Raw genomic sequence first — 24,245 nt, forward strand, 5'->3', positions numbered from 1 at the left:
AACCCCCTCGCGGGCGCGGGGCTCCCCGTTCTGACGCCGGGCGGCCTGTGACAGGGTGAGCCCGTGACCTCGACGACCGACATCTCGCGCCCGGCTGTCCGCACCGACCGGGTCCTCCTCGGCTGCATGGGGCTCGGCGGCAGCTGGGACCCCAGCCCCTACTCCCCCGCCGACGTCGACGCCGCCGAGGCGGCGATCCAGGCGGCCCTGGAGAGCGGCATCACCGCCTTCGACCACGCCGACATCTACCGGCACGGCAAGGCCGAGGCCGTGTTCGGCGAGGTGCTCGCCCGCACCCCGGGACTGCGCGAGCGGATCACGCTCCAGTCGAAGTGCGGCATCCGGCTCGCCGACGGGGACCGGCCCGGCGTCTACGACCTGCGCGGGGCGACGATCGTACGGAAGGTCGAGGAGAGCCTGACCCGGCTGCGCACGGACGCCCTGGACATGCTGCTGCTGCACCGGCCCGACCCGCTCGCCGACCCGGCCGAGATCGCGGAGGCCCTGGAGTCGCTGCACCGGCAGGGGCTCGTGCGCCGGTTCGGCGTCTCCAACATGAACGCCGCCCAGATCGCCCGGCTCCAGGCGCACCTGGAGCTGCCCCTGGCCGCGAACCAGCTGGAGATGAGCCTGCTGCGCAGGGACTGGCTGGAGGACGGCGTGCTGGTCAACACGCCCGGCGCGGCCGGTGTCGGATTCCCCGCGGGCACGGTCGAACACTGCCTGCACCACGGCGTCGCGCTCCAGGCCTGGGCCCCGCTGGCGCAGGGGCGCTACACCGGACGGCAGCAGACGCCCGAGGAGCACGCCACCGCCGAGCTCGTCGCCGAGCTCGCCAAGGCCAGGGGCACCACCCCGGAGACCGTCGTCCTGTGGTGGCTGCAGCGCCATCCCGCCCGGATCTCCCCGGTCATCGGCACCACCAACCCCGACCGGATCCGCGCCTGCCGCGGCGCCGCCGTCGGCGACCCGGACCTCGGCCACGAGGAGTGGTACCGCCTGTGGGTCACGGCTCGCGGCGCCGCCCTGCCGTAACGGGGAGCCCCCGCAGCGAACCGACCTCTCCAGCGCCCGTTCGTCCACCCCGAGGAGCCCCGCCCGATGCCCGACCCCGCCTCGCCGTCCGCCGCCCCCTCCTTCGAACTGCTCGCCGGCGCCCCGGACTCCCCGGTCCTGCTCCACGTGCCGCACGCGTCCCGGCTGATCCCCGCGGACGTACGCGCCGGCATCCTCCTGGGCGACGCGGAGCTCGAACGCGAGCTCGACCACATCACCGACGGGCACACGGACCTCGTCGCCGCCGTGGCCGCGGCGTCGGCCACCACTCCGCCCTGGCGGTTCGTCAACCGGCTCTCGCGGCTGGTCGTCGACCCCGAGCGCTTCCCGGACGAGCGCGAGGAGATGCTCGCCGCAGGAATGGGCGCCGTGTACACCCGGACCACGCACCGGGCCGAACTGCGCCCGGCCGGATTCGATCCCGCACCGCTCGTGGAGCGGTACTTCGTCCCGTACGCCGAGGCGATGACGCGGGCCGTCGACGAGCGGCTCGCCGCGACGGGGCGCGCGGTGATCATCGACGTGCACTCGTACCCGACGTCCGCGCTCCCGTACGAGCTGCACGGCGACGGCTCGCGGCCGCCCGTCTGCCTCGGCACGGACTCCTTCCACACCCCGCCCGCGCTGCCGGCGGCGGCGCGGCGGGCGTTCGCCGGTTTCGGCGGGGTGGGCATGGACAGCCCGTTCGCCGGCACGTACGTACCACTGGCGCACTACGGACGGGACGCCCGGGTGAGCGCCCTCATGGTGGAGCTCCGCCGGGACCTGTACATGACCGAGCCCGGCGGACCGGCCGGACCGGGGGCGCGGGCCCTGGGCGTCGCGCTGGCCGCCCTGGTCGACGCGGTGACGGACGCAAGCGAGTAGGGACGGGGCCGTGCCGCGGCGTCATGCCGCGCTCCGCACCGTGCGCCTCGGTCGGGGCGGGCACGACGGGCCGGACCTCCGGGCCCGGCCCGGTCCGCGGACGGCCGGGACCGGCCAAACCATCGACACTCCCTGAAAGGCAGGTGCCGTGTGAACCGCACGACGGAGCCGGCGGAAGCCCGCGTCGAGGATGCGGACACCCTCTTGGTCGCGCCGGCGGCCCTGCACGACCATGACGCGATCCGGGACTTCTTCGGCTCCACGATCACGCCGGAGGCCCTCGCCTCCGGTGCGTCCGACCTCGCGCGGAAGACCGTCTACCTCTGCGGCGACATAGCCCGGACCGACCCCCGCCACCTGGGTGCGGCCGCCCGGGTGTTCGTGATCCGGGAGCTGTCGCACGGCTGTCCCGGGGATGCCGCCGGTCCCTGGACCCTCGTCGACGTCGGCCGCGTACCCCTCCGCGTCCACGGCGTCGGCGTGTACTACCGCCGCTTCTTCGGACCCGACGCCGATCACTTCGGGCGGATCCGCGCGGAGCACGCGTTCCAGTCCCTGACGGAGTCCACCAAGCCCGGGACGGCCCGGCGCAGCGGCATCTATCTGACGCCCGTCACGCGGAGCGGGGAGGACCTGCACTTCCGCCTGCTCCGGTGCTCCACGAACCTCTCGGGGCCGACCGAGGGTTTCCGCCCGACCGACACGCACATCGTCGAGGAGCTCAACCGCGAGGCGGCCACCGTCTTCCGTGACCAGGCGCCGCTGAATCACGTGCTCGCCCAGATCTACCACAACTCCCGGGCCACACCGGAGCGCAAGCAGTCCAAGGCCAGGATCTCGGCCCACGCCGACAAGACCAAGGACATGCCGGGCAACGGCATCATGGCCTTCTGCACCTTCTACGACCGGCTCGACGGGCTGCAGCCCCTGGCCGATGACGCCTTCGACCACGGCGTGAAGGGGACGAGCGCGCTGACCAGGCTCCACTTCCGCCTCAAGGAGCCGGCCGCGGGGCCCCACGGGGCCGCGCTCCCCCAGCAGTTCACCCTGACGCTCCACCCCGGCTCGGTGTTCTTCATGCCGCTGTCCACCAACCGTCTGTACACGCACGAGATCCGGCCCTCGGCCCTGGACCCCGACGTGCTCCCGACCCGCCTGGGATACGTGGTGCGCTGCTCGAACGCGGAAGCCGTGCACAGGGACGGCCGGACCTTCCTCAAGGTGGCGGGAGACCTGGTGGAGCTGGGGCCGCCCACGGCGGAGGGCATGGGCGACCTGCGCAGGCTGTACGCCGAGGAGAACACGACCTCGTCCTTCGTCGACTACGGCGACGGGTTCCTCTTCAGCATGAACACGGGAGACTACCGTGCCCCCCGAATCTAGGAACCTCCCCGCATCCAGGATCGCGGACGAGATCGTCACCTGCACTTCGTCGATCGAGGGGAATCCCTTCGAGGAACTCTTCGCGTCCGCTCGGCTGGAGGACGTGGGGAAGGGCCGCCGAGGGGGTGTCCTGACCAGGACCGACGCTTCCGGCGGTGTGCCGCTCGTGCGCACCACCACCCGTTACGCCGGTCCGCCGCAGCGTTTCGGGCCGGTGCACGAACGGCTGGCGCGGCGGATCCGGGAGCGCGCGGCGCTGCCGGTCGGTTTCGACAACGCCCTCATCGAGTGCTACACGAACGCGTACACCACCATGGGCGCCCACTCCGACCAGGCCCTCGACCTGGCCGACGAGTCGTTCATCGCCGTCTTCTCCTGCTACCGGCGTCCCGAGGCGGGCCCGCCCAGGAAACTGGTCTTCGCCGCGAAGGGTCCCGGTGCCGAGACGTTCGAGATCCCCCTCGTCCACAACGGCATCGTCGCCTTCTCCGTGGCGTCGAACCGGCGTCTCCGGCACAAGATCGTTCTGGAGGGGCACGGCCGGACGCCCGAGAACGAATGGCTCGGCCTGACGTTCCGTACGTCGAAGACCCTCCTGCGGTTTCACGACGGCGATGCCTACCTCCCGCAGGGGGCGCGCCTCACCCCGGCCGACGAGGAGCAGAGGCGCGAGTTCTACCGCCTGCGGCGCCGGGAGAACGAGGAGACGGACTTCGTCTACCCGCCGCTGACGTACACGGTCAGCGAGAGCGATCTGATGCCGCCCGTCGGTCCGTGAGGGCCGGTGCGGGGCCCCGGCCGGGCCGGCCGCCGCTCCCGGAGGGCCCCACGCGCTGCCCGCAGCCGCCCGCGGGTCCGGGGGCGGGCGTAAACTGTCCAGGTGAGCGCACGCAGGTACGAACTGGTGTTCTCCGGCGGGGCGGGCTCGGCCCGCGACGTCCTGATCGTCGAGCGCACCTCGGCATCCGGGCCCGGCGGCCATCCCGTGTACGCCGACCCGTCCGGCATCGTCCGCGCGGAGATAAGCGACCGCGGTGAGGTTCGCGTCCTCCCCTCGGGCGGACACCAGCAGCCTCCCGAGAGCGTCATCGCCCGGCCGCTCCCCGAGGGCCCGGACGACGCGGTTCCGGACGTCGCCTAAGCTTCGCGGATGACCACCATCGAACCCGCATCCGAGCAGTCCGGCCCGCGCTACGTGCGAGTCACCATCGAACTCGTCGCCGAGATCACCGACGAGCAGGCCCTCAAGGACGCCGCGCTCGCCCAGGTCAAGGACGACGAGTACATGGACGAGGGGGAGCGCGCCCAGGCCGTCGAGGCCATCGACCTCGATCCGTCCGGTTCGCTCGCCCACTTCATCGACCCGATCGCCCTCCTCGGCGACGTGCCCGGCGTGGAGCTGGCCTCGGCCACCTGGGAGTCCGCGCGGACCGAGTACGACCCCGACGACGAGACCTGGGAGGAGCACTCCCTGGAGGACTGAGCGGGAGTCGCCGCGGGCCGCTCTCGACGCCCGGACCGCGTGGTGCTCGACCCGGACACCGTGTGGCTGGTAGGAGAGGCCTGCACAGTACGTCTGGTGAGGGGGAAGCATGAAGCCGTTGGAGGCGGGGGACCCGGAGTCGGTCGGCGACGGCCGGTACCGGCTGGTCGGGAGGCTCGGTCAGGGTGGCATGGGGGTGGTCTATCTCGGCCGCTCCCGGTCAGGCCGGGCGGTCGCGGTCAAGGTCGTGCGGCCGGATCTGAGCACCGACCCCGAGTTCCGGCGCCGGTTCGCCCGTGAGGTGACCGCGGCGCGGCAGGTCGGTGGTTTCCACACGGCGCCGGTCGTCGACGCGGATCCCGACGGGCATCCGGCCTGGCTGGTCACCGCCTACGTGCCCGGGCCCACGCTGCGGGCCGTCCTGGACGAGGTGGGGGCGCTTCCGGAGGACAGCCTCACCGTCCTCGCCGCCGGTCTCGCGGAGGCCCTGGACGCGATCCACCGGGCCGGGGTGGTGCACCGCGACCTCAAGCCGGCCAACATCATCGTGGCCGAGGACGGGCCGCGCGTCATCGACTTCGGCATCGCCCGCGCCCTGGACGGCACGGCGGCCCTCACCCGTACCGGCCTCCAGGTCGGCACCCCGGGCTATCTCGCCCCCGAGCAGCTCACGGCCGGCACCATCACCCCGGCCGTCGACATGTTCGCGCTGGGGGTGGTGCTCAGCCAGGCGGCGGGCGGCTCGCCGTTCGGCGACGGTTCGTCGGTGGGCTGGCTCTACCGGGTCGTCCACGAGGAGCCGGACCTCGGCGCCGTTCCCCCGTCCCTGCGGGAACCGGTCGCCGCCTGCCTGGCGAAGGACCCGGCGGCCCGCCCCACCCCCGCGGCCTTCCTCGACGCCCTGACGGTCCGCCACCGGCCGGACGGCGGCTGGTTGCCGGACGCCGCCACGCGTCTCCTCGGCACCGCCCCGGGGCTGCCGACCACCTCGGTCGCACAGGAAAAGTCCGCCCCCGCGCCGACGCCCCCGGAACCGACGGCGGTCGAGCCGGAGCCGGCGAGCGGCGCGCCCGAACCCACCGCCCCGAGCGGGCCGCGCGCGGCGTACGGCCCGCCGCCCGTCTCCGGGCCCTTCGCCGGCGGCGGACAGCCACCGGTCTCCGGGCCGGACGCGGGAAGCGGGCGGACGTCCGTCTCCGGGCCGGGGACCGGGAGCGAGCCGACCGCGGTCCCGGGCCCCGGGACGGCGGACGAGCCGACGGCCGCCGGGCCGGGGAACCCGCCGGTGCCGGTCACCCGGCCGACGTCCCCGGGACCGGGGCAGCCGCCCCCGCACGGTCCCGCGCCGGGCGGGCCGGCCGGGCCTCCGGCCCCCTCCCCCGCGCCGCGGCCCCGCCGCCGGGTGGCCGTCGTCGCCGCCCTCGTGGCGGCCGCGGCCGTCGCCGGACTGCTCGTGTGGCAGCCCTGGAAGGGTGAACCCGGCACCGGGAGGAAGCCTGGGGGCGGCACGTCGTCGACCGTCGCCGGGCCCGCCGCCTTCCCGGACACCCAGCTCCTCGTCCGGGAGGACACCGCGCCGGGCTGGCCGCGGGAATGTCATGCGGTGATCGCCGTCCGCCCGTCGACGAAGGACGAGCCGCGGCGGCTGGTGCCGGGCGGCTCCTGCGACACCCTCCCGCAATGGGCGCCGGACCGGGCCTCGTTCGCGTTCACCCGCACGACGCCCGAGGGCACGGCGGTGTGGACGGCCAAGGCCGACGGCTCCGACGCGCGGCGGGTGGCGGCGATCTCGGGCGGGCGGGTGTCGTGGTCTCCGGACGGCACCCGGCTCGCGGTGCTGCGGAAGCAGGACGGCGTGCAGCAGTTGTTCGAGGTGAAGGTGGCCGACGGTACGGTCCGGCGGCTCACCCACGGAACCGGCCGGGTGGAGGACCCGTCGTGGTCGCCCGACGGTTCGCGGATCGCGGTCTCGCTGGAGGCCTCGGCCCCGGGCGACTGGCAGATCCACGTCGTGGATCCGTCGAACCCGGACAAGGAGCCCCGGCAGGTGACCCGGCTGCCGCATCCGGCACTGGACGCCGTCTGGTCGCCGGACGGCAGGACCTTCGCGTACACCGCCGGGACCTACCAGGGGGCCACGCGCGGCGACATCCGCCTGGTCCGCGCCGACGGCACCGGGGACCGGCCGCTGGTCAGGACGGCGGAGCACGAGATGGACCCGGCGTGGTCGGCGGACGGCACGTGGCTGGCCTTCGTGCGCGGGCCGTACGAGAAGCCGGTGATCTGGGCGGTCCGGGCGGACGGCACGGGCGAGCGGCGGGTCACGACCGGTACGGCGCCGGAGGGCCACCCGGCCTGGCGGTGACGCCGGGGCCCGCTGCCACGGGGCCGGTACGAGACGCCGCGGCGGCGGTACGGGGGACTGCCCCGTACCGCCGCCGTGCCGTGGGCGGCCGCGTCAGCCGGTGAGGGAGAACGCCTCTCCGTAGACGCTCCAGTACAGCGGGGTGTTGAGATCGAGGTTGTTCTCGTTGAGGAAGCGGCGCTGGGCGGTACTCACGCGCGTCGTGTCGCTGTGAGCCTCCTCCTTGCGCATCTCCTCCTCGCGCGCGTCCAGGAAGGCGTTGAGATACGCCTTCTCGTCACCGCCCCGGGACGGCGGGAGGGCCCGGGAGAGGGCGACCTGGCGGATCGAGCGGAACCCGTCCTCGCCGTGCATCACGGCGGAGTCGTAGTACGCGAACTGCCCCAGCGCACGCAGGCCGTCCGCCTTGGCCTGGGAGAGCGCGGGGTTGAAGTAGACCCGGTCGCGCTCCTCCTCCTGGGTCTGCTGGAAGACCGCGTCCTGGGCGGCCTGGCGCCAGGCGCCGGTGAAGCCGGGGTCGAGACCCTGGTGGGAGTCGGTGCCGTTCACCCTGCGCAGGGCGGGCAGATAGGACGCGAGCGGGTTGCCGGGCTTCTTGGCGGTGTACCGCTCGACGAGGTCGAGCATGTCGCCGGTGCCGGAACAGAAGCCGATGATGCCGGCGGTGTAGCCGCGGCCGTCGTCGATGTCCTCGATGTAGGCGAACTGGGCGCGCCAGTCGAGGGAGGAGTTCTCGAAGGAGGACACCAGTTTCATGGCGACCTCCTTCTTGGCCGGGTCGTCGAGGTTCTTGCCGGTCGAGGGCGGGGTGGTCGACCCCGTGCCGTACGCCTCGACCTCCCAGAGCGAATAGCCGTACGGGGTGCCGCGCTGGGTGCCGAAGACGCGCAGGTAGCGGCCGGTGCCGTCGACGGTGAGGTCGTCGGTGCCGCCGTCGCCGGTGGTGGTCTCGTAGAGCCGGCGCCAGCTGGAACCGTCGTCGGAGACCTCGACGCGGTAGGACTTCGCGTAGGCGGCCTCCCACGTGAGGACGACCCGCTTGACGGCGGTGCCCGCGCCGAGATCGACCCGGATCCACTGGTTGTCGACGCCTTCCGCGCTGGCCCAGCGGGTGGTGGTCGAGCCGTCGACGGCCTTGGCGCCGGTGAAGGTGGTGGTCTCCGTGGAGGACGTGGTGACCGGCCGGCCCTGGGCGAGGTTGCCGGCCGCCGCGGCGGCGGGCGTGAGACCGGAGAGCGCGGGGACCAGCAGACCGGTGGCCACGGCGGCGACGAGGGCTGCCGTGCGGTGGCGCCGAAGCGCGTTGATGGTGGGGGGCATGTCACTCCGCTTTCTGGAAGAGACTAATAGGAAAGCTTCCTAACTTTCACTGGGGGCGAGATTAGGGGCCGCCCAGAGGGCGCGCAAGAGGGCCGACAGCAAAGGGAGTTGAGGCGTTTCCCGAAGGGCGCCGGAGGCTCGGGCCGCCTCCGGCTCCGGCCCGGCTGGGCGTGGTGCGGTCACGCACCGGCGGCGGGATGCGGTGGGGTTCCGTGCGGTCACGCACCGGCGGGCGGGGCGCGGTGGAGTGCCGTGCTCACGCACCGGCGGCGGGGCGGCGCAGCGTCACCGGGGGGCGCGGGCGCGGCGCGGACCCGTCTGCCCGCGCGGCGTGTCGGCTCTCGCGTACGCCGGGGGGCCCGTTCCCAAGTCCGTTGCGGGCGCGCGCCGGTGCCACGAGGATGGCCCGCATGCGGAACATCGTGGTCATCGACGCACCGTCCAACCTCGGCCTGCGCCCACCCGCCCCCGGCACCGTGCCCGGTTGCTACAAGCTGGCCGGGGCCCTGCGCGAGAACGGGATCGTGCGACGGCTGGGGGCGGCTGAGGGCGGGGTGGTCGTGCCGCCCCGGTACGACCGCGGCGACTGGCAGGAGGGCGACGGAGTCTTCCACGCGTCCGCCCTCGCGACGTACACCGTCCGGCTCGCCGACCGGATCGAACGCCACGTGTCGGCAGGGGACTTCACGCTCGTCCTCGGCGGCGACTGCTCCATCCAGCTGGGGGCCGCGCTCGCCCTGCGCCGGCTCGGCCGTTACGGCCTCGCGTCCGTCGACGCCTCCCCCGATTTCCGCAACCCGGACAACTCCGACCGGATCGGTGCCGCCGGCGGCGAGGAGCTGGCCCTGGCGACCGGCCGCGGTCAGAGCGACCTGACCGACCTGGAGGGCCTGCGCCCCTATCTCCGGGACGAGGACGTCCGCGCGTTCGGCACCCGTGACGCCTACGCGGAGGATCCCGAGGTCGTCCAGCTGCGGGCGCTGAAGATCTCCGTCGTGACCGTCTCCGAACTGCGCGCCTGGGGCCCGGGCGCGCTCGGCGCCGCGACCGCCGTGAGTCTGGAGACCCCGGCCCTGGACGGCTTCTGGGTACACCTGGACGCCGATGTGCTCGACCCCACCGTGATGCCGGCGGTCGACAGCCCCGATCCGGACGGACTGCTGCCGGACGAGCTGACGGCGCTGCTCCGGCCGCTCGTCCGCTCGCCGCGCTGCGTCGGGCTCAACGTCACGATCTACGATCCCGACCTCGACCCGGAGGGCACGGCCGGGGCCCTGCTCACCGACCTGGTCGTCGCGGCCCTCGCCGACGGCTGACGGCCGGCCGGCACCGGCGGGAGCACGCGGGCGCGGTACGGGGGCAGGAGTGCGGAAGGTGTGCTCCTGACGCGCCCCGACCCCGGTCGCCCGCGCGGTGAGGCGAGGCGGCCGGGGTCACGGGCGGCCCGGGCGGGCCGCCGCTATCGGGTCAGCGTTCCTCGCGGAACTCGACGTGGGCGCCGACGACGGGGTCGTACTTGCGCAGGACCATGCGGTCGGGGTCGTTCTGGCGGTTCTTGCGGGTCACGTAGGTGACGCCGGTGCCGGCGGTGGACCTGAGGGTGACCACGGGGCGCTGGGTGGTACGGGACATGGTGCTCCTTCCGGCCGCGGTCCGAGATCATTTTGACTCGGCCATGCCAGCCTCGATGCGTGTAACAGGGGACCCCGCCGTCGCATTCCCTCCCGTTCCGACCCTTCCGGGACCACTCCTCCGGCAGGTATCCCGGCCCGCTCGCACCCCCGCTACCGGCCCCGGCACCGGTCACATGGGGCCTGGTCACCGTCAAGGGCTTCTCCCGAGAGGGCTCGCCCAGCACGTGCATGACCCTGGACGTGACCGCGTGGCGCAACGCGGTGCCGTCGGGCTCAGGTGGCTGACGGGCACTCAACAAGGGCCCTCCGCAAACCTCTTGCTGTTGCGAGTAATGTGCAACAAGCTTGAGGGGCCCTTACGTGCGCCCAGGATGCGGAGACCCCTCATGCCCTCACTCGTGCCGGACACCGGACCGCAGCGCGTCATCGCCGCCTCCAATCTGGTGAACACGATGGGCAGCGGGCTCTATCTGACCGCCGGGGTCCTGTACTTCACCCAGGCGATGCACCTCCCGGCGGCGCACGTGGGTCTCGGGCTCGGCGCCGCCGGGCTCGTGTCCCTCGTCGTGGGGATCACCGCCGGACATCTCGCGGACCGGCGCGAGGCGCGCGGCGTGTACGCGGTCACGCTCGTGGTGCGCGCGGCGGCGACCGGAGGGTTCCTGCTGGCGGACCGGCTGTGGGTGTTCCTCCTGACGGTCTGCGCGGCCACGGCCGCGCAGACCGCCGGTCTCGCCGCGCGCAGTCCGATCATCCGGCGGCACGGCGGTGAGCGCCCGCAGGAGTTCCGGGCGTACCTCCGCGCCGTCACCAACGTCGGCATCTCGCTGGGCGCGCTGGGTGCGGGCTGGACCGTGCAGGCCGGCACCCTCTCGGCGTACCAGCTGCTGGTCGTCGGCAACACGGTCGCCTTCGCCGCCTCGGCGGCCCTCCTCGTCCTGCTGCCACCCGTGCCCCCCGTGCCCGCTGTCGGCGGGCCACGCTGGATCGCGCTGCGGGACCGCCCCTACCTGCTGCTCACCGCGGTCGACGGCGTCATGTCCATCCAGTTCAAGGTGCTGACCGTGGCGATCCCGCTGTGGCTGGTGCAGGCGACGAGCGCGCCGCGCGGGCTCATCGCGGGCACCATGCTGGTCAACACCGCCCTGGTGATCGTGCTGCAGGTGCGGGTCGGCCGCGGCATCGACTCCCCCGCCGCCGGGGCACGGGCGTATCGGTGGGCGGGCCTGGCCTTCCTGGTGTCCTGTGCGCTCGTCCCGCTCGCGGCCGGAACGCCCGCCTGGGCTGCCGTGACGCTCGTCCTCACCGCGGTGGTGGTGCACACGATCGGTGAACTGTGGCACGCCGCCGCCGGTTTCGAACTCTCCTTCGCGCTCTCTCCGGAGCACGCGACGGGGCAGTACCTCGGCGTGTTCGGCCTCGGCGCCGGACTCGCTGAGGGCTTCGGCCCGGCCCTGCTCATCGCGCTCTGCATCGGCTGGGGGCGCCCCGGCTGGTACGTCACCGGGGCGCTGTTCGCCCTCACCGGGCTCGCCGCCCCACTCGCCGTCCGCCGGGCGCGGCGGGCGCACCCGGCGTCCGGCACGCTCACGGTAGCGGCGTCGTCGAGACCACCGGCGGGTGTTCCCCGGGCCGGTTCGTGACCGCTCTCGCGAGCACGGCCGAACTGCCCAGGATCGTACCGGCCGGACCCGCGGCCGTGGCGCGCGTCAGCACGGTGCGCTCGCCGAGGAACGCAGAGGTGGACCGGTCGAAGACCCACTGGGTCTGCTCACCGCCCGCCGCCCGGGCCACGGCCACGCCCTCGCGCCCCGCCGCGTCCTTCGCGGACCCCAGGACCGTGGTCCCGGGGATCCGCGCCGCGGCCTCGTAGAGCGCGGCGGTCACGCTCGGCGGCGCCCACGTCTCCGCGAGGAGCGTGCCGATGGCGGTGAACGCCCGCTGGTGCGGGTCCCCGTCGGCCGGGGGCCGCGTCTGGGCGTAGACGAGCCGCAGCAGGACCTCGGGGTCGGTGGGCAGCGCCGAGACGTACGCGTGCGTCGGTCGCGCGATCGACGGTGCCCCGGGGCCGAGGACACCGGGCTCGGGCGTGGCCCCGCGGTGCGCCAGCCGCTCCACGGGACCGCTGACGTCGAGCGGCGTGTCCGGCGCCCCGGTCTCGCGCAGCAGCCCTTGCCGGGTGCCGCCGGCGGACAGCCACACCTGCCGACGGTGCGCCGCCGCGGGCGGGCTCGCGGGGCCGCCGTCCGCCCTGCGTCCGACGTACGCCACCAGGCTCTCGATGTAGACGAACTGCTCGGGTCGCACCGCCGTCCGCGGCGTGGCGGCCGCCGCGAGCGCCGCGCGGCCCAGCACCTGACCGGCGTCCGGCGCGGCGACGACGTCCGCCCGCGGAGCGGGCGGCGCCGGGGACTCGCCGGCGAGCACGACGAGTACGAGTCCGGCGGCGACGGCACCGCCCACGGCGGGCACCGCGAACCGCGGGACGCGCCGACGCGGCCGGGCCCGAGCGGCGCTCAGCACCTCGCGCCGCAGCGCCAGACGCCGCTCCGGACTCAGGTCCGGAACCTCGGGGGGCGGCAACAGGACGGCGAGTTCGGCGCGGAGGCGGGCGTCATCGGCGGGGGACTTCACAGCGGGCTCTCCGTGGCGGGTCGGCGGGCAGAGGCGGGGGTGGGGTGGGGGTGACTGAACGGACGGGGGGTGAGGGTGGGGATGACTGCCGGGACGGGGGTGAGGGTGGGGATGACTGCGCGTCCCGCCGCGCCGGGACGGGGGTGGGAGTGGGGGGCGCGTTCGCGGCCGCCGGCGCGGGCCGGCTGCCCGCGACGGCGGCGGGGCCGACGGGGACGGACGCGCGGCCACCGGCGGCTTCGGCGGGGGGTGCGTGGGCCGCCGCAGCCGTGGCGGGCGCGGCGCGCGCGGGCAAAGCGCGTCCTTCCGAGTTCTTCGAGTGGCCGACCGTGCTGGAGTGCGAGGCGCCCGCGGAGTCGGAGCCGCCTCCCCGAGGAACTCCGGGTGCTCCCCGCGCGCCCGTGCGGTACCTCGCGCGGAGCTCCGCCTCCGCCAAGGTCCGCAGCCGGTCCCTCGCCCGCGACAGGCGGGAGCGGACCGTGCCGACGGGGATGTCGAGGGCCTCCGCGGCCGCCGCATAGTCGAGACCGGCCCAGACCACCAGGGCGAAGACCTCGCGGTCGCGGCGGCGCAGGCGCGTGAGGGCAGTGCGGGCCGCATGGAGCCGTTCGGCGTCGGACAGCCGGGTGACCACGTCGTCGGTGAAGTCGGGGAGCACGCCGCGGTCGGCCAGCCGGGCGAAGGCCGCGTCGCGGCGGCGGGTCTCACGCGCCTGGCCGCGCAGGATGTTGGTCGTGATGCCGAGCAGCCAGGGCCGCAGGCTGCCGCCGTCGGGGAGCAGGCGGCCGCGGCAGCGCCAGGCCTCCAGGAAGGCGGCCGACACCACGTCCTCGGCGGCGGCCCGGTCGCCGCACACCCGCAGCGCATACCGGTGGAGGACCTGCGCGTGCTCGTCGTACGCCTCGCCGAGCGCCGCGGGGTCCCCCGCACGGAAACGATCTCTCATAGCTGGTTGCACACTGGGTACTGACCGCCGGTTCGAGCGGGTTCCCGTGACGCCCGCCACACTCACCGACCTGCGCGGCCGCTGTGGCGCAGGTCACGGGAACGGGGCCGGCCGGACCGACCAGTGCAGGTCATGAACGATCACCCGACCAAGCGGCGGACCGTACTGCGCGGGTTCGCCGTCGCCGCCGGCGCCTGCCTGTCCACGACCGCGACCGCCGCCGCGCGGGGCGCGGAGACGTACGCCCTGAGGCTCGTCCACCTCGGGCGCGACGGCGCACCGACCGCCGGACACGTCACTCATCTCACCGGCCTCTCGGGCGCGCTCGCCGGGACCACGCTGACGCCGGAGGATCCGTCCGGCACCGTCACCGTCCGGGTGCCCAGGGGCCGTTACCTGCTGGACAGCGCCATCGACGGCAAGGACTGGATCGTCCAGCCGCGCCTGGACGTGGACGGTGACACGACCGTGGTGCTCGACGCGCGCACCACCGCTCCGGTCGACGTGCGGCCGCCGGACGCGAGCGCCACGTTCTCGCACAGTGGTTCCTTCGTCGAGGTCACCTACCAAGGGGCCACGGCCCTGGCGAACCTGGTGCGCTCCACGCCGGAGCTCAGGGTCGCGCACCTCGGTCCCGCCGCGGAGCCGGGGTCCGTCCGGTCCTGGGTCGACACCTACTGGGAGGGGGCACGGGGCCGGTACGTCCTCGGGTACGCCTTCTCGTCCGACCGCGCACCGACCCGTCTCGTACGGCGTCCCGCACCGGGGGACCTCGCCACGCTCGTCGTGCGCGCCGCCGCGCCGGCCTGCGGCCCGGGCTACGGGTTCGTCGACCTGGCCCCGTCTCCCGGCCCGACCCCCGCGCTCGCCCTGGCGGAGCCCGTGCCGGGTGCCGTGACCTTCTTCGTCACGCCCGAGCGCGGCACCTGGGACGTCACGTACAGCGCGCCGTCGGAGCCGGAGACGGTCGTGGCCAACCGCTACCTGGCCCTGGGCATCGAGCTCCGGGCCGGCACCACCACCGTCCACACCTTCGACGGCCCGGTCTTCGGGCCGGCCCTGGACCCGTCCCCCAGCGCCCCGCCGCCGGGCCTGCGCGACGGCGACTCGCTCGACCTCGCCCTGCCGCTGCTCGCCGACGGCGACGGGCATGTGCCGTCCGCGCCGCTCCACCTCGGCGCCACGACCACGCTGCACCGCGACGGCGTGCTCGTCGGCACCCGGCGCGGCACGCCGGGGCACGCCTCGTTCACGGTGCCCGCCGGGCGCGCCTCCTACCGGCTGTCGACCACGGCGATCCGGCCCGTCGGGCGGGTCACGGCCACCTGGACCTTCGTCTCGGCGGCGACCGGGTCCCCGACGGAACTCCCTCTCGGCATCGTCCGGTTCGCCCCCGGCCTCGGCCCGGACGGCACCGTCCCGCCGCTGCGCACGACACGGGTGGGGGTGTCGGTGCAGGGCGCCGCGGAGCGGTCGGGAGTCAGGTCTCTCGCGGTGTCCGTGTCCACGGACCGGGGCGCCACCTGGGTCCCGGCCCGGGTGACGGACGGGGTCTTCGCGCTCACGGCCCCGGGCCCTGGGCGGACGGTGTCCCTGCGCGCCGAGCTCACCGACGTGTTCGGCAACACCCTGACGCAGACCCATGTCGACGCGTTCGGCACGGGGGCCGGAACGCCCCGGGTCCGCTGACCTTCCCCGTGACGCGGGTGGAGCAGCTCGCGGACCTGCTCCACCCGTGCCTCACCTGGTCGGGTCCAGTGCGCCGTCCTCCGCGTCGGACTCGGGTTCTCCGCGCTCCGCGTCGGGCTCCGGTGCGCCCTCGTTCGCGTCGGGGTCCGGGTCGACGTGGCCCTTCGGGTCCGGCTCGACCCGGCCGTCCGGGTCCGGCTCCGGCGCCGCGATCTGCATCGCGCGAAGCCGCTCCGGCTCCGCGACGACCTCGATCGCCGTGATCAGACCGTCCGTCACGTCGAAGGTGAGCACCACACGGAGGCGGCCCTGCGGCGCCATCGCCAGGCCGAAGGACCCGTCGACGAGCGCCAGGCCGGTGAAGCGGGCGCGGCCCACGGCCGCCATGGCGCCCTGTGCCACGGTGCGGCCGCCGGAGACGACGACCGGTTCGGGCGTCGGTACGACCATCCGGTCGGCGTGGAGGACGACGTCCGGGTGAAGCAGGGCCACCAGCGCCTCGAAGTCCCCGCCGCGCGTCGCGGCGAGGAAGGCCTCGACCACGCTCCGGCGGCGGACGGCGTCGGCCTCGGCGGCGACCACGGTGCCGCCCCTGACCCGGCGGCGGGCCCGGCTCGCGAGCTGCCGCACGGCGGCCGGGGTGCGCTCCAGCATCGGCGCGATGTCCTCGAAGGGCACGCCGAACATGTCGTGGAGGACGAACGCCAGGCGTTCGGCGGGCCCGAGGGTGTCGAGTACGACGAGGAGGGCGACGCCGACGGAATCGGCCATCAGCGCCTCCTCCTCGGGATCCCGCCCGGGCAGGTCGGCGCCGGGCTCGCCCGGCCGGTCCTCCAGAAAGTCCTCCCGGCGCCGGTCGCGCGACCTGAGCATGTTGAGGCAGACGCGGGACACGACGGTGGTGAGCCAGCCCCCGAGGTTCTCCACGCCGGCGATCCCGGCGCCGTTCGCGCGCAGCCACGCCTCCTGAAGGGCGTCGTCGGCCTCGGCGAGGGAGCCGAGCATGCGGTAGGCCACCGCCCTCAGATGCCCGCGGTCCCGCTCGAACCGCTCGGTCAGCACGCCGCCGTCGTCCGTCGTGATCATGTCCTGGCCACTCCCCCGGTTGCCCCACCCCGTGAACGCCTCATGAAAGCACGCCTGTTCAGCCCTCCGGGACGGGGGTCGCCCGGTGGTGGCAGAGCCGCCGGCGGGCTCCGGTGCGGCCTCGTTCCGGGCCCCTGCGCCGCCCGACGGAGTTGTGGCGCGTCCGGCGCCCGCCGAGGGCGGTCTCGTACGCGAGGCGGACGAGGCCGGGGGCGAGCAGGACGCCGCATGTGCGGGAGGGGCGCGAACCGTCCCGCGGTGCCGCCGTCCGGTGCGGGCAGGCGGCGGGCACCTCCTCGTGCGCCCGGCACCGTCCCGAGGCGACGGTCTCGACGAGCTCGGGGCGAGGAGGTCGCGGACCCCGCCCGCGGAGCCGCGGACGGCGGGGCCCACAAGGCGCGGCTCGCCGTCCACGGCTGCGGAGCTCGCGACGTGCCCCTCGGCGCTCTCCGTGCTGTCGGTCACGACGGCGTCCGCCGGCGATCGCGGTGCCGCGGTGAGGAATTCGGTACCCACGGGTAGGCGAGCGCCCCGTCTTGCTATACGGTCCGTCCAATAGCTTGCTAGACATGGTGTCTAACAAGCGCGTCCGTTCCCCGCCCTCGAGGTCCTCGAAGGAGCCGCACCATGGCAAGCAGCACCGTCCGGCCGGCGGACCAGGCCCGGCAGCCCGAGCGCGACGCGGCCCGCCGGCTGCTGGAGTCGTCGGCCAAGCTCTCCTACGATCCCGCCACCGAGGTGGACTGGGACACCCCGCTCGACGAGGACTTCCACGGGATGAGCCCCGAGTGGAGCACCCTCTACGGCACGCGTTACTGGCAGGAGCTGACGGAGGCCCAGCGCAAGGAACTGACGCGGCAGGAGTCCGCGTCGGTGGCCAGCACCGGCATCTGGTTCGAGATGATCCTGCAGCAGATGGTGCTGCGCGACATGTACGCCAAGGACCCGACCGACCCGCGCTTCCAGTGGGCCCTGACGGAGGTCGCCGACGAGTGCCGGCACTCGATCATGTTCGGCCGCGGGGCGGCCAAGCTCGGCGCCCCCGCCTACCGCCCGGCGCGCTTCGTCCGCGAACTCGGCCGGGCCTTCAAGACGCTCGCCGTCGGCGAGGCCGCGTACGCCTCGATCCTCGTGGCCGAGGAGGTCCTCGACGTGATGCAGCGCGACTGGATGCGCGACGAGCGGGTGGTGCCCTTCGTCCGCACGATCAACAACATCCATGTCGTCGAGGAGTCGCGGCACATGAAGTTCGCCCGCGAGGAGACCCGCGCCCGGCTGCGCAAGGCCGGCCCGCTGCGCCGCCAGGTGCAGGCGCTCGTCGTCTCGATCGCCTCGTACTTCATCGTGACCAGCATGGTGAACCGCGAGGTGTACGCGAACGCGGGTCTCGACACCGAGCGGGCGCTGGCCGAGGCCCGGGCCAACGAGCACCACAAGTCCCTGATGCGGTCCAGCTGTTCGGGTCTGATGGAGTTCCTCGCCTCGGCAGGGCTGCTGACCCGTCCGGCCGTCGCCGTCTACCGGCGCGCCCATCTCATCTGACCCCCGCCCCGCCCCGGCACCCCTTCCGCCCCTCACCGGAGCCCGCGAGCTGACGACGCCATGACCTACGCCATCACCCAGACCTGCTGCAACGACGCCACCTGCGTGGCCGTCTGCCCGGTCAACTGCATCCACCCGACGCCCGACGAGCCGGACTTCGGCCGCACCGAGATGCTCTACATCGACCCGAGGTCCTGCATCGACTGCGGTGCCTGCGCCGACGCCTGTCCCGTCGACGCGATCTTCCCGGCGGACTCCCTCGCCGTCGGGCAGGAGCCCTACGCCGCCCTCAACGCGGCCTACTACGAGCAGCGCGGCCCCCGGCCGGCCCCGGAGGACGGGCCGACCTTCCACGCGTGGGGCGCGCCGTCCTTCGCGCGCTCGCTGCCGTCGGACTTCGGGCCGCTCCGGGTCGCCGTGGTCGGCACGGGCCCGGCGGGCATGTACGCGGCCGAGGACCTGCTGCTGCACACCAACGCCGAGGTGACGCTGGTCGACCGGCTGCCGGTGGCGGGCGGTCTCGTCCGCTACGGCGTGGCACCCGACCACCCCGCGACCAAGCGGATCGGCGACACCTTCGCACGCTTCCACACCCACCCCCGGGTGCGCATGTACCTCGGCGTCGACGTCGGCACGGACGTCACGGCCGGGGAACTGGCCGCGCACCACGACGCCGTCGTGTACGCGGTGGGCGCGGCGACCGACCGGCGTCTGGGCATCCCGGGCGAGGACCGGACGGCCAGTGTCGCGGCGACGTCCTTCGTCGCCTGGTACAACGCGCACCCGGAGGTCGCGCCGGACGCCGTCGACCTGTCGGGCGCGGAGCGGGTCGTGGTCGTCGGCACCGGCAACGTGGCCCTGGACGTCGCCCGCATCCTGGTCTCGGACCCCGGGACGCTGGCGGCGACCGACATCGCGGACCACGCGCTCGCCGCGCTGCGGGCCTCCGCGGTACGCGAGGTGGTGCTGCTGGCACGGCGCGGGCCGGAGGCTCTCTCCTGCACAGCGCCCGAGCTCCTCGCGCTGGGCCGGATGCCGGGGGTGCGCGTGGTCGTCGACGACCACGATCCGCGCGTGTGGACGGCCGTGGAGGCCGCCGCGCCGCACGAGAAGGCGGCCCTGCTCGGCGGGGCGGTGCGCGACCGCGTGGACTGGGCGCAGCGGCCGGGGCCCGAGCGGCGCATCGTCTTCCGCTTCCACTCCGCTCCCGAGGAGATCCTCGACGGGGCGGTGCGCGTGACGGGCGGGGGCGGGCCCGCCGAGATCCCGGCCGGCCTGGTCCTGCGGGCCGTCGGCTACCGCGGACTCCCGGTGGCGGGGCTGCCGTTCGACGAGGGGACCGGCACGGTCCCTCACGCGAACGGGCGGGTCGAGGGCCACCCCGGCACGTACGTCGTCGGCTGGATCAAGCGCGGCCCCTCCGGCGGCATCGGCGCCAACCGCACCTGCGCCGCCGAGACCGTGGGCACCCTGCTGGCCGACGCCGTCGACGGCGCGCTCCCGGTGCCGACGGGCAGCGCCCGGGCGTTCGACCGGCTCGCCCGAGGCCGGGCCCGCACCGTGGTGGACGCCCGTGGCCTCGCCGCGATCGACCGGGCCGAACGCGCCCGCGGGGAGGAGTCCGGCCGCCCCCGGGTGAAGCTGGGCACCCTGCCCGAACTGGTCGCCGCCGCACGAGGACGCCGCCGACTGCTCCGCTGACCGGCGGAGCCGCGGCCACGGCGGGGCGGCCCCGCGGGGGTCGTCGGCCGCCGGAGGCCGACGGGCACGCGGACGGGAGTCCAGGGGGGCGCGGGGTCAGCCCCGCGCCCCCTTCCGTACGGCCTCGCCCGCGATGATCGACTGCCTCCCGGCGTGGCTCCGGGATGCGGGCGGGCGATCCCGATTGAGTGCCAGGCATGAGTGACACATCTGCTGTCGTGGTCGGTTACGACGGTTCCGAGCACAGTGCGCGTGCCCTCGACTGGGCGCTGCGGGTCGCGCGGAGCCTGGAGGCGCCGCTCACCGTGGCCCATGTCCGGTCCGATGCCCTGCAAGTCGGCAGTGCGCGGATCGCCTCGCTCGGGGGAACGCCCGAGATCCCGGACACCGTCGTGGACGCGCTCGCCGCCCAGGTGGGGCCGCGCGCCGAGGGGCTCGACGTGCGGTACGCCTCGCTGGACGGCTCCGTCCTCGACGCCCTCACCGAGGCGGCGCGGGACGCCCGGCTGCTCGTGGTCGGCTCACGCGGACGGGGCGGCTTCGCGAGCCTCCTCCTGGGGTCCACCAGCCGCGCCCTGGCCTCCTCGGCGCCCTGCCCGGTGGTCGTGGTCCCGCACGAGGCGCGCGCCGCCTCGCTGCAGAGCGGCGCGGCGGCCGGCAGGGTGCTGCTCGGGCTGCACGTCGACGAGACCGCCGACGAGGTCGTCGACTTCGCCTTCGAGGCGGCCCGGCGGCGGGGGGCGCCGCTGGAGGTGGTGACCGCGTATCCGGTGCCGCCCTCCCCCGCCCTGCTGATCGGCGCGCCCGCCCCCGCCCTCCAGGTGCCGCCGCCGCTGCCGGACGAGACGCCGGAGCTGGCCGAGTCGGCGATTCGGCGCCAGGAGGAGCGGCTGCGCCCCTTCGCCGAGCGCCACCCGGAGGTCGAGGTCGTCCAGGCCGTCACCCCCGCCGACGCGGCGGGCCGTCTGGTGGAGGACTCCCAGGAGGCGGGGCTGGTGGTCGTGGGCCGCCATCACCGGCACCGGGTCGAGACGCTCCTGGTCGGCTCGGTCGCCCATGCCGTGCTGCACCACGCGGCCTGCCCGGTGGCGGTCGTGCCGCCGGCCCGGCGCACGGAGAAGTCCTGAGCACCGCCACCCCGGTACCCCGGTACCCCAGCACCGCAGCACCCCGGCACCCCGGCACCCCGGCACCCCGCGGGCAGATCAGGGGTACGCGGTGGCCCGGGCGGGCGGGAATGCGCCCTGTTCACCTCTTCGGGTGATGGCGGTTGTGGAGAAACGTGTCTGCCTCGGTAGAGGGCGCCAACCTCGACACACGGGGACCGATCCAGTGGAGCGTGTCCATGCATCTGATCCGACGCGGCGATCCGCATCTCGCCGTCCGGTCGAGCGACGGCATCACCACGGTCGAGCTGTACGGAGAGCTCGACCTGGTGACGGTGCAGCGCGTCCGGCCCGAACTCGACGTGCTGGCCCGCGAGGCGCCCGCGCTCACCGTCGACCTGCGCCACGTCACGTTCTGCGACGCCTCCGGGCTCGGGCTTCTGGTGCGCTGCGCACAGCGCGTGCGGGACCGTGGCGCGGAGTGGGGCCTGGTGTGCGAGCAGCCGATGATCCTGCGGTTGGTGCGGCTGGCCGCGCTGGAGGACCTCCTGCGGCCCTCGCCGCCCGCCCCGCCGCAGGGGAGCGGCGACCCGCCGGGACCGCGGACGGCCCGGCCGGGGCGGCTGCCGGTATGACCGGGCAGCCGCCGGGGCCGGTCACCCGGGCTCAGGCGGGCAGCAGCTCACCCGCCCCGCCGTGCTCGAGGGTCCCGCCGGGGAACGCCCCCGGGTGCACCGCCGGCGGCCGCATGCCCGGCAGCCGGAGCTCGATGATGCCGCGGACCGCCGACCACTCCTCGTCGAGGATCGAGTAGAACGCGGTGTCCCGGACGATGCCGTCGAGGCCCCGCGAGTGGGCCCTGCGCACCCCTTCACAGGTGGCGCCGAGACGCTCGATCGCGACCCGGGAGCGGGTGTTGCGCGCGTCGGCCCGCATCGAGATCCGCCGGACGCCCCAGCTCTCGAACGCGTGCCGCAGCATGAGGTACTTGGCCTCCGTGTTGACCCCGGTGCCGCGCGCCTCGCTGGAGATCCAGGTGTTCCCGATCTCCGCGGCGTCCGGAACCGAGGTCAGCGGATCGCCGTAGGGCACGCCCGTGACCGGCGGCCAGACGACCGGCCCCCGCCAGTAGTCGAGTTCCAGGAAGCGTGTGGACCCGAGGACCCGGCCGGTATGGGGATGGACCAGGGCGAAGGGAAGCACCCGGCCCTGCGCCTGTTCGGCAAGGGCACGGGCGATGTAGTCGCAGGAGGCGTCAAGGCCGTGGGGCACGGAGGTGTAGGCATACGCTGCACGATCCATAGCACCCGCCCAGGCAATGCCCTCGGCGTGGCGCATGGCCAGCGGCTCCAGACGCACGGTGCGCCCGGTAAGGACTACAGGTACTGGCACGGGACCTCGGGTCTTTCACGGGCAGGGGTCATCGCACGCCGGATCACGGCGAGGATGAAAGGGAGGGGTTCCCGGCCCGGTGCCGACCGCTTCGCCCATGAGGAAAAGGGCAAGTGAAACGGTTCGCCATCGGTGGCGGGAGGAACAGTATGCAGCCCCGAGGGCTCCGAGAACAGAACCCCACACGAACCCGTGCACACAGCTAGGTGAATGTCCGGTTTACCCCGATCCCCCGTTCAGCCCAGCGACCCCCTGCGACCCCCCTCAGGAATCGGCATCCGCGCAGGTCGGATGGCCCCAGCCGGTCGAGTTCTTCATGATCGTCTCGCCCTTCCCGTACGTCTGTCCACAGCGGCACCGTCCGGGGAAACGGGCCTTCAGGGAGGGCCCGGAGGAGCCGCCGCCCGAGCGCCGCGGGCGGGCGGCGCCGGCGGCCTTCGCGGGGCGCTTGGCAGCGGGGCGCGCGGCAGCCGTCTCGGGCGGGGGCAGCGGCGAGCCGGCGGCGGACCCGGCGGGCTCCTGACTGCGGGCGGAGTGGCTGGCCGCACGGTCGGCGGCATCGTTCAGCGGGTCGCCGTCGACCTGGTGGGCGGGGGTGTAGACGAACTCCACGCTCCGGTCGGACAGGAGCGCGTCGATGGCCACCACGAGGTCCTTGTTGGCGACCGGAGTGCCGGCCGAGGTCTTCCAGCCCTTGCGGCGCCAGCCCGGGAGCCAGGTGGTGACGGCCTTCATCGCGTACTGCGAGTCCATCCGCACCTCGGCGGGCACCGCGGGGTCGAGGCGCTCCAGGAGCCGGAGGAGCGCGGTCAGTTCGGCCACGTTGTTGGTCGCGGTGCCGAGCGGCCCGGCCTCCCAGTGGGCGACCTCGCCGCTCTCGGTCCCGATGACCCAGGCCCAGGCGGCGGGCCCGGGGTTGCCCTTCGAGGCGCCGTCGCACGCCGCGATGATCTTCTCTGTCATCCCTCGATCCTGACATGCCCGGACACCCGCCGACGACCACCCGCGGGGCGGGGCCGGACGGTGCATCGCCCGCACCTGCCGGCGGGGCGGCGGGCCAGGCCTCAGGCCGGACGGCGGCCCCGGCCGGACGGCGGACTCCGGCCGGACGGCGGACTCGGGCTGGGCACGGGCCTCGGCCAGGACGTCGGGGCCTCCGGCCCGGCAGCGTCCCCCGGCAGGGCGACAGGCCTCCAGGACGGCGGCAGGCCCCTGGCAGGGCGGCCGACCCGCGAAAGGGCAGCAGTCCCCCGGCACGGCAGCGGCCGGGGCAGCAGGCCTTCTGCCCGAGGGCGGCCGGGGCGGCGGGCCGCACGGCGGCGGGCCGCGGGCTATTCCGCCGCGGTGAGGGTCGCGTACACGACGACGTTGGCGTCGTACCCGGAGCCGCTCCGCCAGGACCCGCCACAGGTGATCAGCCGCAGCACCGGACGCCCGGACGGGCCGTACACCCGGTCGTCGGGGAAGGCGTTCTTCGCGTGGACCTCCACCGCGTCGACCGTGAACACCGCCGTCCGCCCGTCCTCGCGGTCGACGTCGATCTCGGCGCCCCGGGTCAGCGACCCGAGCCGGTAGAAGACGGCCGGCCCGGACGGGCTGTCCACATGGCCGGTCACGACGGCCGCACCCCGCGCGCCGGGAGCGGTGCCGTCGGCGTACCAGCCGGCGCGGGCGGCGGCCGAGGCAGGGGGCGGCCGGAGCCGGCCCCGGTGATCGAGCCCCAGCCTTGTCAGCTCGGCGGCCACCCCGATGTCCGGGATCCTGATGCTCACCGGGTCCGACGGAGGCAGGGGGCGTGCCGCGGGGTGGTCCGCACCGGCCTGCGGGGCGGTGCGCGGCACGGGCGGGCGCGCGTGCGCGGCGGTCGACGAGTCGACCGGGCCGTCGCCCAGCGCCCGGGCGACGAGGAGCAGGCCGGCGAGGGCCGTCCAGCCGACCGCGCCGAACGAGGGGGTGCGCCGCGGCGTCGTGCCGGTGCCCCGTCGCGCGGTGCCTTGCGTCATGTCGAGGATGCTTTCGTTCGAACCGGCGCCCTCCCCGT

General features: G+C 74.8%; 21 protein-coding genes and 2 pseudogenes. 14 read left to right on the top strand and 9 right to left on the bottom strand.

Annotated features, from left to right (window positions below; all coding sequences use genetic code 11):
* The first annotated feature begins 63 nt into the window (after positions 1-63).
* The 7 genes from ACGF1Z_RS01470 (at position 64) to ACGF1Z_RS01500 (ending at position 7,154) form a co-directional block, all read left to right on the top strand.
* Complete coding sequence (locus tag ACGF1Z_RS01470) at positions 64-1,035, top strand: aldo/keto reductase family oxidoreductase (protein ID WP_392998661.1); 972 nt, start codon at positions 64-66, stop codon at positions 1,033-1,035.
* Positions 1,036-1,101: 66 nt separating this feature from the next.
* Positions 1,102-1,923 (top strand): N-formylglutamate amidohydrolase, encoded by an 822-nt coding sequence (locus ACGF1Z_RS01475; RefSeq protein WP_392998663.1) that lies wholly within the window; start codon positions 1,102-1,104, stop codon positions 1,921-1,923.
* Positions 1,924-2,073: 150 nt separating this feature from the next.
* Positions 2,074-3,306 (top strand): hypothetical protein, encoded by a 1,233-nt coding sequence (locus ACGF1Z_RS01480; RefSeq protein ID WP_392998665.1) that lies wholly within the window; start codon positions 2,074-2,076, stop codon positions 3,304-3,306.
* Positions 3,290-4,084 (top strand): hypothetical protein, encoded by a 795-nt coding sequence (locus tag ACGF1Z_RS01485; protein ID WP_392998667.1) that lies wholly within the window; start codon positions 3,290-3,292, stop codon positions 4,082-4,084. Before ACGF1Z_RS01480 ends, ACGF1Z_RS01485 begins: the two co-directional genes overlap by 17 nt.
* A gap of 102 nt (positions 4,085-4,186) precedes the next feature.
* Positions 4,187-4,447, top strand: a complete 261-nt coding sequence (locus ACGF1Z_RS01490; protein ID WP_392998669.1) for a DUF6296 family protein — start codon at positions 4,187-4,189, stop codon at positions 4,445-4,447.
* Positions 4,448-4,456: 9 nt separating this feature from the next.
* Complete coding sequence (locus ACGF1Z_RS01495; RefSeq protein ID WP_392998671.1) at positions 4,457-4,789, top strand: hypothetical protein; 333 nt, start codon at positions 4,457-4,459, stop codon at positions 4,787-4,789.
* Between the two features lie 109 nt (positions 4,790-4,898).
* Positions 4,899-7,154, top strand: coding sequence for a protein kinase (locus tag ACGF1Z_RS01500; RefSeq protein WP_392998673.1), 2,256 nt, complete (start codon positions 4,899-4,901; stop codon positions 7,152-7,154).
* Between the two features lie 93 nt (positions 7,155-7,247).
* Here the strand turns inward: ACGF1Z_RS01500 and ACGF1Z_RS01505 are convergent, their stop codons facing one another.
* Both ACGF1Z_RS01505 and ACGF1Z_RS01510 read right to left on the bottom strand, forming a co-directional pair.
* On the bottom strand, positions 7,248-8,045 hold the full coding sequence (locus tag ACGF1Z_RS01505; protein WP_393000266.1) for a chitosanase: 798 nt from the start codon (positions 8,043-8,045) through the stop codon (positions 7,248-7,250).
* A 6-nt stretch (positions 8,046-8,051) separates the two neighbouring features.
* Positions 8,052-8,474: pseudogene (locus ACGF1Z_RS01510) on the bottom strand (discoidin domain-containing protein); the annotation flags it as partial.
* Between the two features lie 410 nt (positions 8,475-8,884).
* Between ACGF1Z_RS01510 and ACGF1Z_RS01515 the strand changes: the two are divergent.
* Positions 8,885-9,790, top strand: coding sequence for an arginase family protein (locus ACGF1Z_RS01515; RefSeq protein WP_392998676.1), 906 nt, complete (start codon positions 8,885-8,887; stop codon positions 9,788-9,790).
* A gap of 151 nt (positions 9,791-9,941) precedes the next feature.
* Here ACGF1Z_RS01515 and rpmG read toward each other — a convergent pair whose 3' ends face one another.
* On the bottom strand, positions 9,942-10,106 hold the full coding sequence (gene rpmG / locus ACGF1Z_RS01520; RefSeq protein WP_376627882.1) for a 50S ribosomal protein L33: 165 nt from the start codon (positions 10,104-10,106) through the stop codon (positions 9,942-9,944).
* Between the two features lie 388 nt (positions 10,107-10,494).
* On the opposite strand from rpmG, the gene ACGF1Z_RS01525 reads away from it, so the two are divergent.
* Positions 10,495-11,751, top strand: coding sequence for an MFS transporter (locus tag ACGF1Z_RS01525; protein WP_392998678.1), 1,257 nt, complete (start codon positions 10,495-10,497; stop codon positions 11,749-11,751).
* Here the strand turns inward: ACGF1Z_RS01525 and ACGF1Z_RS01530 are convergent.
* Positions 11,696-12,742 carry a CU044_5270 family protein gene (locus ACGF1Z_RS01530; protein WP_392998680.1) on the bottom strand — a complete coding sequence of 349 codons (1,047 nt, stop codon included), beginning with the start codon at positions 12,740-12,742 and terminating at the stop codon, positions 11,696-11,698. The two genes, ACGF1Z_RS01525 and ACGF1Z_RS01530, sit on opposite strands and share 56 nt — an antisense overlap.
* Positions 12,723-13,688 carry an RNA polymerase sigma factor gene (locus ACGF1Z_RS01535; protein WP_392998682.1) on the bottom strand — a complete coding sequence of 322 codons (966 nt, stop codon included), beginning with the start codon at positions 13,686-13,688 and terminating at the stop codon, positions 12,723-12,725. Before ACGF1Z_RS01535 ends, ACGF1Z_RS01530 begins: the two co-directional genes overlap by 20 nt.
* 132 nt (positions 13,689-13,820) lie before the next feature.
* Between ACGF1Z_RS01535 and ACGF1Z_RS01540 the strand changes: the two genes are divergently transcribed.
* Positions 13,821-15,377, top strand: a complete 1,557-nt coding sequence (locus tag ACGF1Z_RS01540; protein ID WP_392998684.1) for a serine protease — start codon at positions 13,821-13,823, stop codon at positions 15,375-15,377.
* 207 nt (positions 15,378-15,584) lie between these two features.
* Here the strand turns inward: ACGF1Z_RS01540 and ACGF1Z_RS01545 are convergent.
* Positions 15,585-16,463: pseudogene (locus ACGF1Z_RS01545) on the bottom strand (sigma-70 family RNA polymerase sigma factor); the annotation flags it as partial.
* Between the two features lie 627 nt (positions 16,464-17,090).
* Between ACGF1Z_RS01545 and ACGF1Z_RS01550 the strand changes: the two are divergent.
* The 4 genes from ACGF1Z_RS01550 (at position 17,091) to ACGF1Z_RS01565 (ending at position 21,447) form a co-directional block, all read left to right on the top strand.
* Positions 17,091-18,005 (top strand): diiron oxygenase, encoded by a 915-nt coding sequence (locus tag ACGF1Z_RS01550; protein WP_392998686.1) that lies wholly within the window; start codon positions 17,091-17,093, stop codon positions 18,003-18,005.
* Between the two features lie 60 nt (positions 18,006-18,065).
* The gene (locus tag ACGF1Z_RS01555) at positions 18,066-19,706 is read left to right on the top strand and encodes an FAD-dependent oxidoreductase (RefSeq protein WP_392998688.1); all 1,641 of its coding nucleotides are present in this window, start codon (positions 18,066-18,068) and stop codon (positions 19,704-19,706) included.
* Positions 19,707-19,903: 197 nt separating this feature from the next.
* On the top strand, positions 19,904-20,833 hold the full coding sequence (locus ACGF1Z_RS01560; RefSeq protein ID WP_392998690.1) for a universal stress protein: 930 nt from the start codon (positions 19,904-19,906) through the stop codon (positions 20,831-20,833).
* A gap of 218 nt (positions 20,834-21,051) precedes the next feature.
* The gene (locus ACGF1Z_RS01565) at positions 21,052-21,447 is read left to right on the top strand and encodes an STAS domain-containing protein (RefSeq protein ID WP_392998692.1); all 396 of its coding nucleotides are present in this window, start codon (positions 21,052-21,054) and stop codon (positions 21,445-21,447) included.
* A gap of 31 nt (positions 21,448-21,478) precedes the next feature.
* Here the strand turns inward: ACGF1Z_RS01565 and ACGF1Z_RS01570 are convergent, their stop codons facing one another.
* The 3 genes from ACGF1Z_RS01570 to ACGF1Z_RS01580 all read right to left on the bottom strand — a co-directional run bounded on the left by ACGF1Z_RS01570 (position 21,479) and on the right by ACGF1Z_RS01580 (position 24,207).
* A complete protein-coding gene (locus ACGF1Z_RS01570; RefSeq protein ID WP_392998694.1) occupies positions 21,479-22,204 on the bottom strand; it encodes a GNAT family N-acetyltransferase in 726 nt (241 codons plus the stop codon).
* Between the two features lie 264 nt (positions 22,205-22,468).
* Positions 22,469-23,167, bottom strand: coding sequence for a ribonuclease H (locus ACGF1Z_RS01575; protein ID WP_392998696.1), 699 nt, complete (start codon positions 23,165-23,167; stop codon positions 22,469-22,471).
* Positions 23,168-23,535: 368 nt separating this feature from the next.
* Positions 23,536-24,207: a class F sortase gene (locus tag ACGF1Z_RS01580; RefSeq protein WP_392998698.1), complete on the bottom strand. Its 672-nt coding sequence runs from the start codon at positions 24,205-24,207 to the stop codon at positions 23,536-23,538.
* Between the last annotated feature and the right edge of the window lie 38 nt (positions 24,208-24,245).

It is taken from the genome of Streptomyces sp. NPDC048018 (assembly GCF_043202995.1).
Classification (GTDB): Bacteria; Actinomycetota; Actinomycetes; order Streptomycetales; family Streptomycetaceae; genus Streptomyces.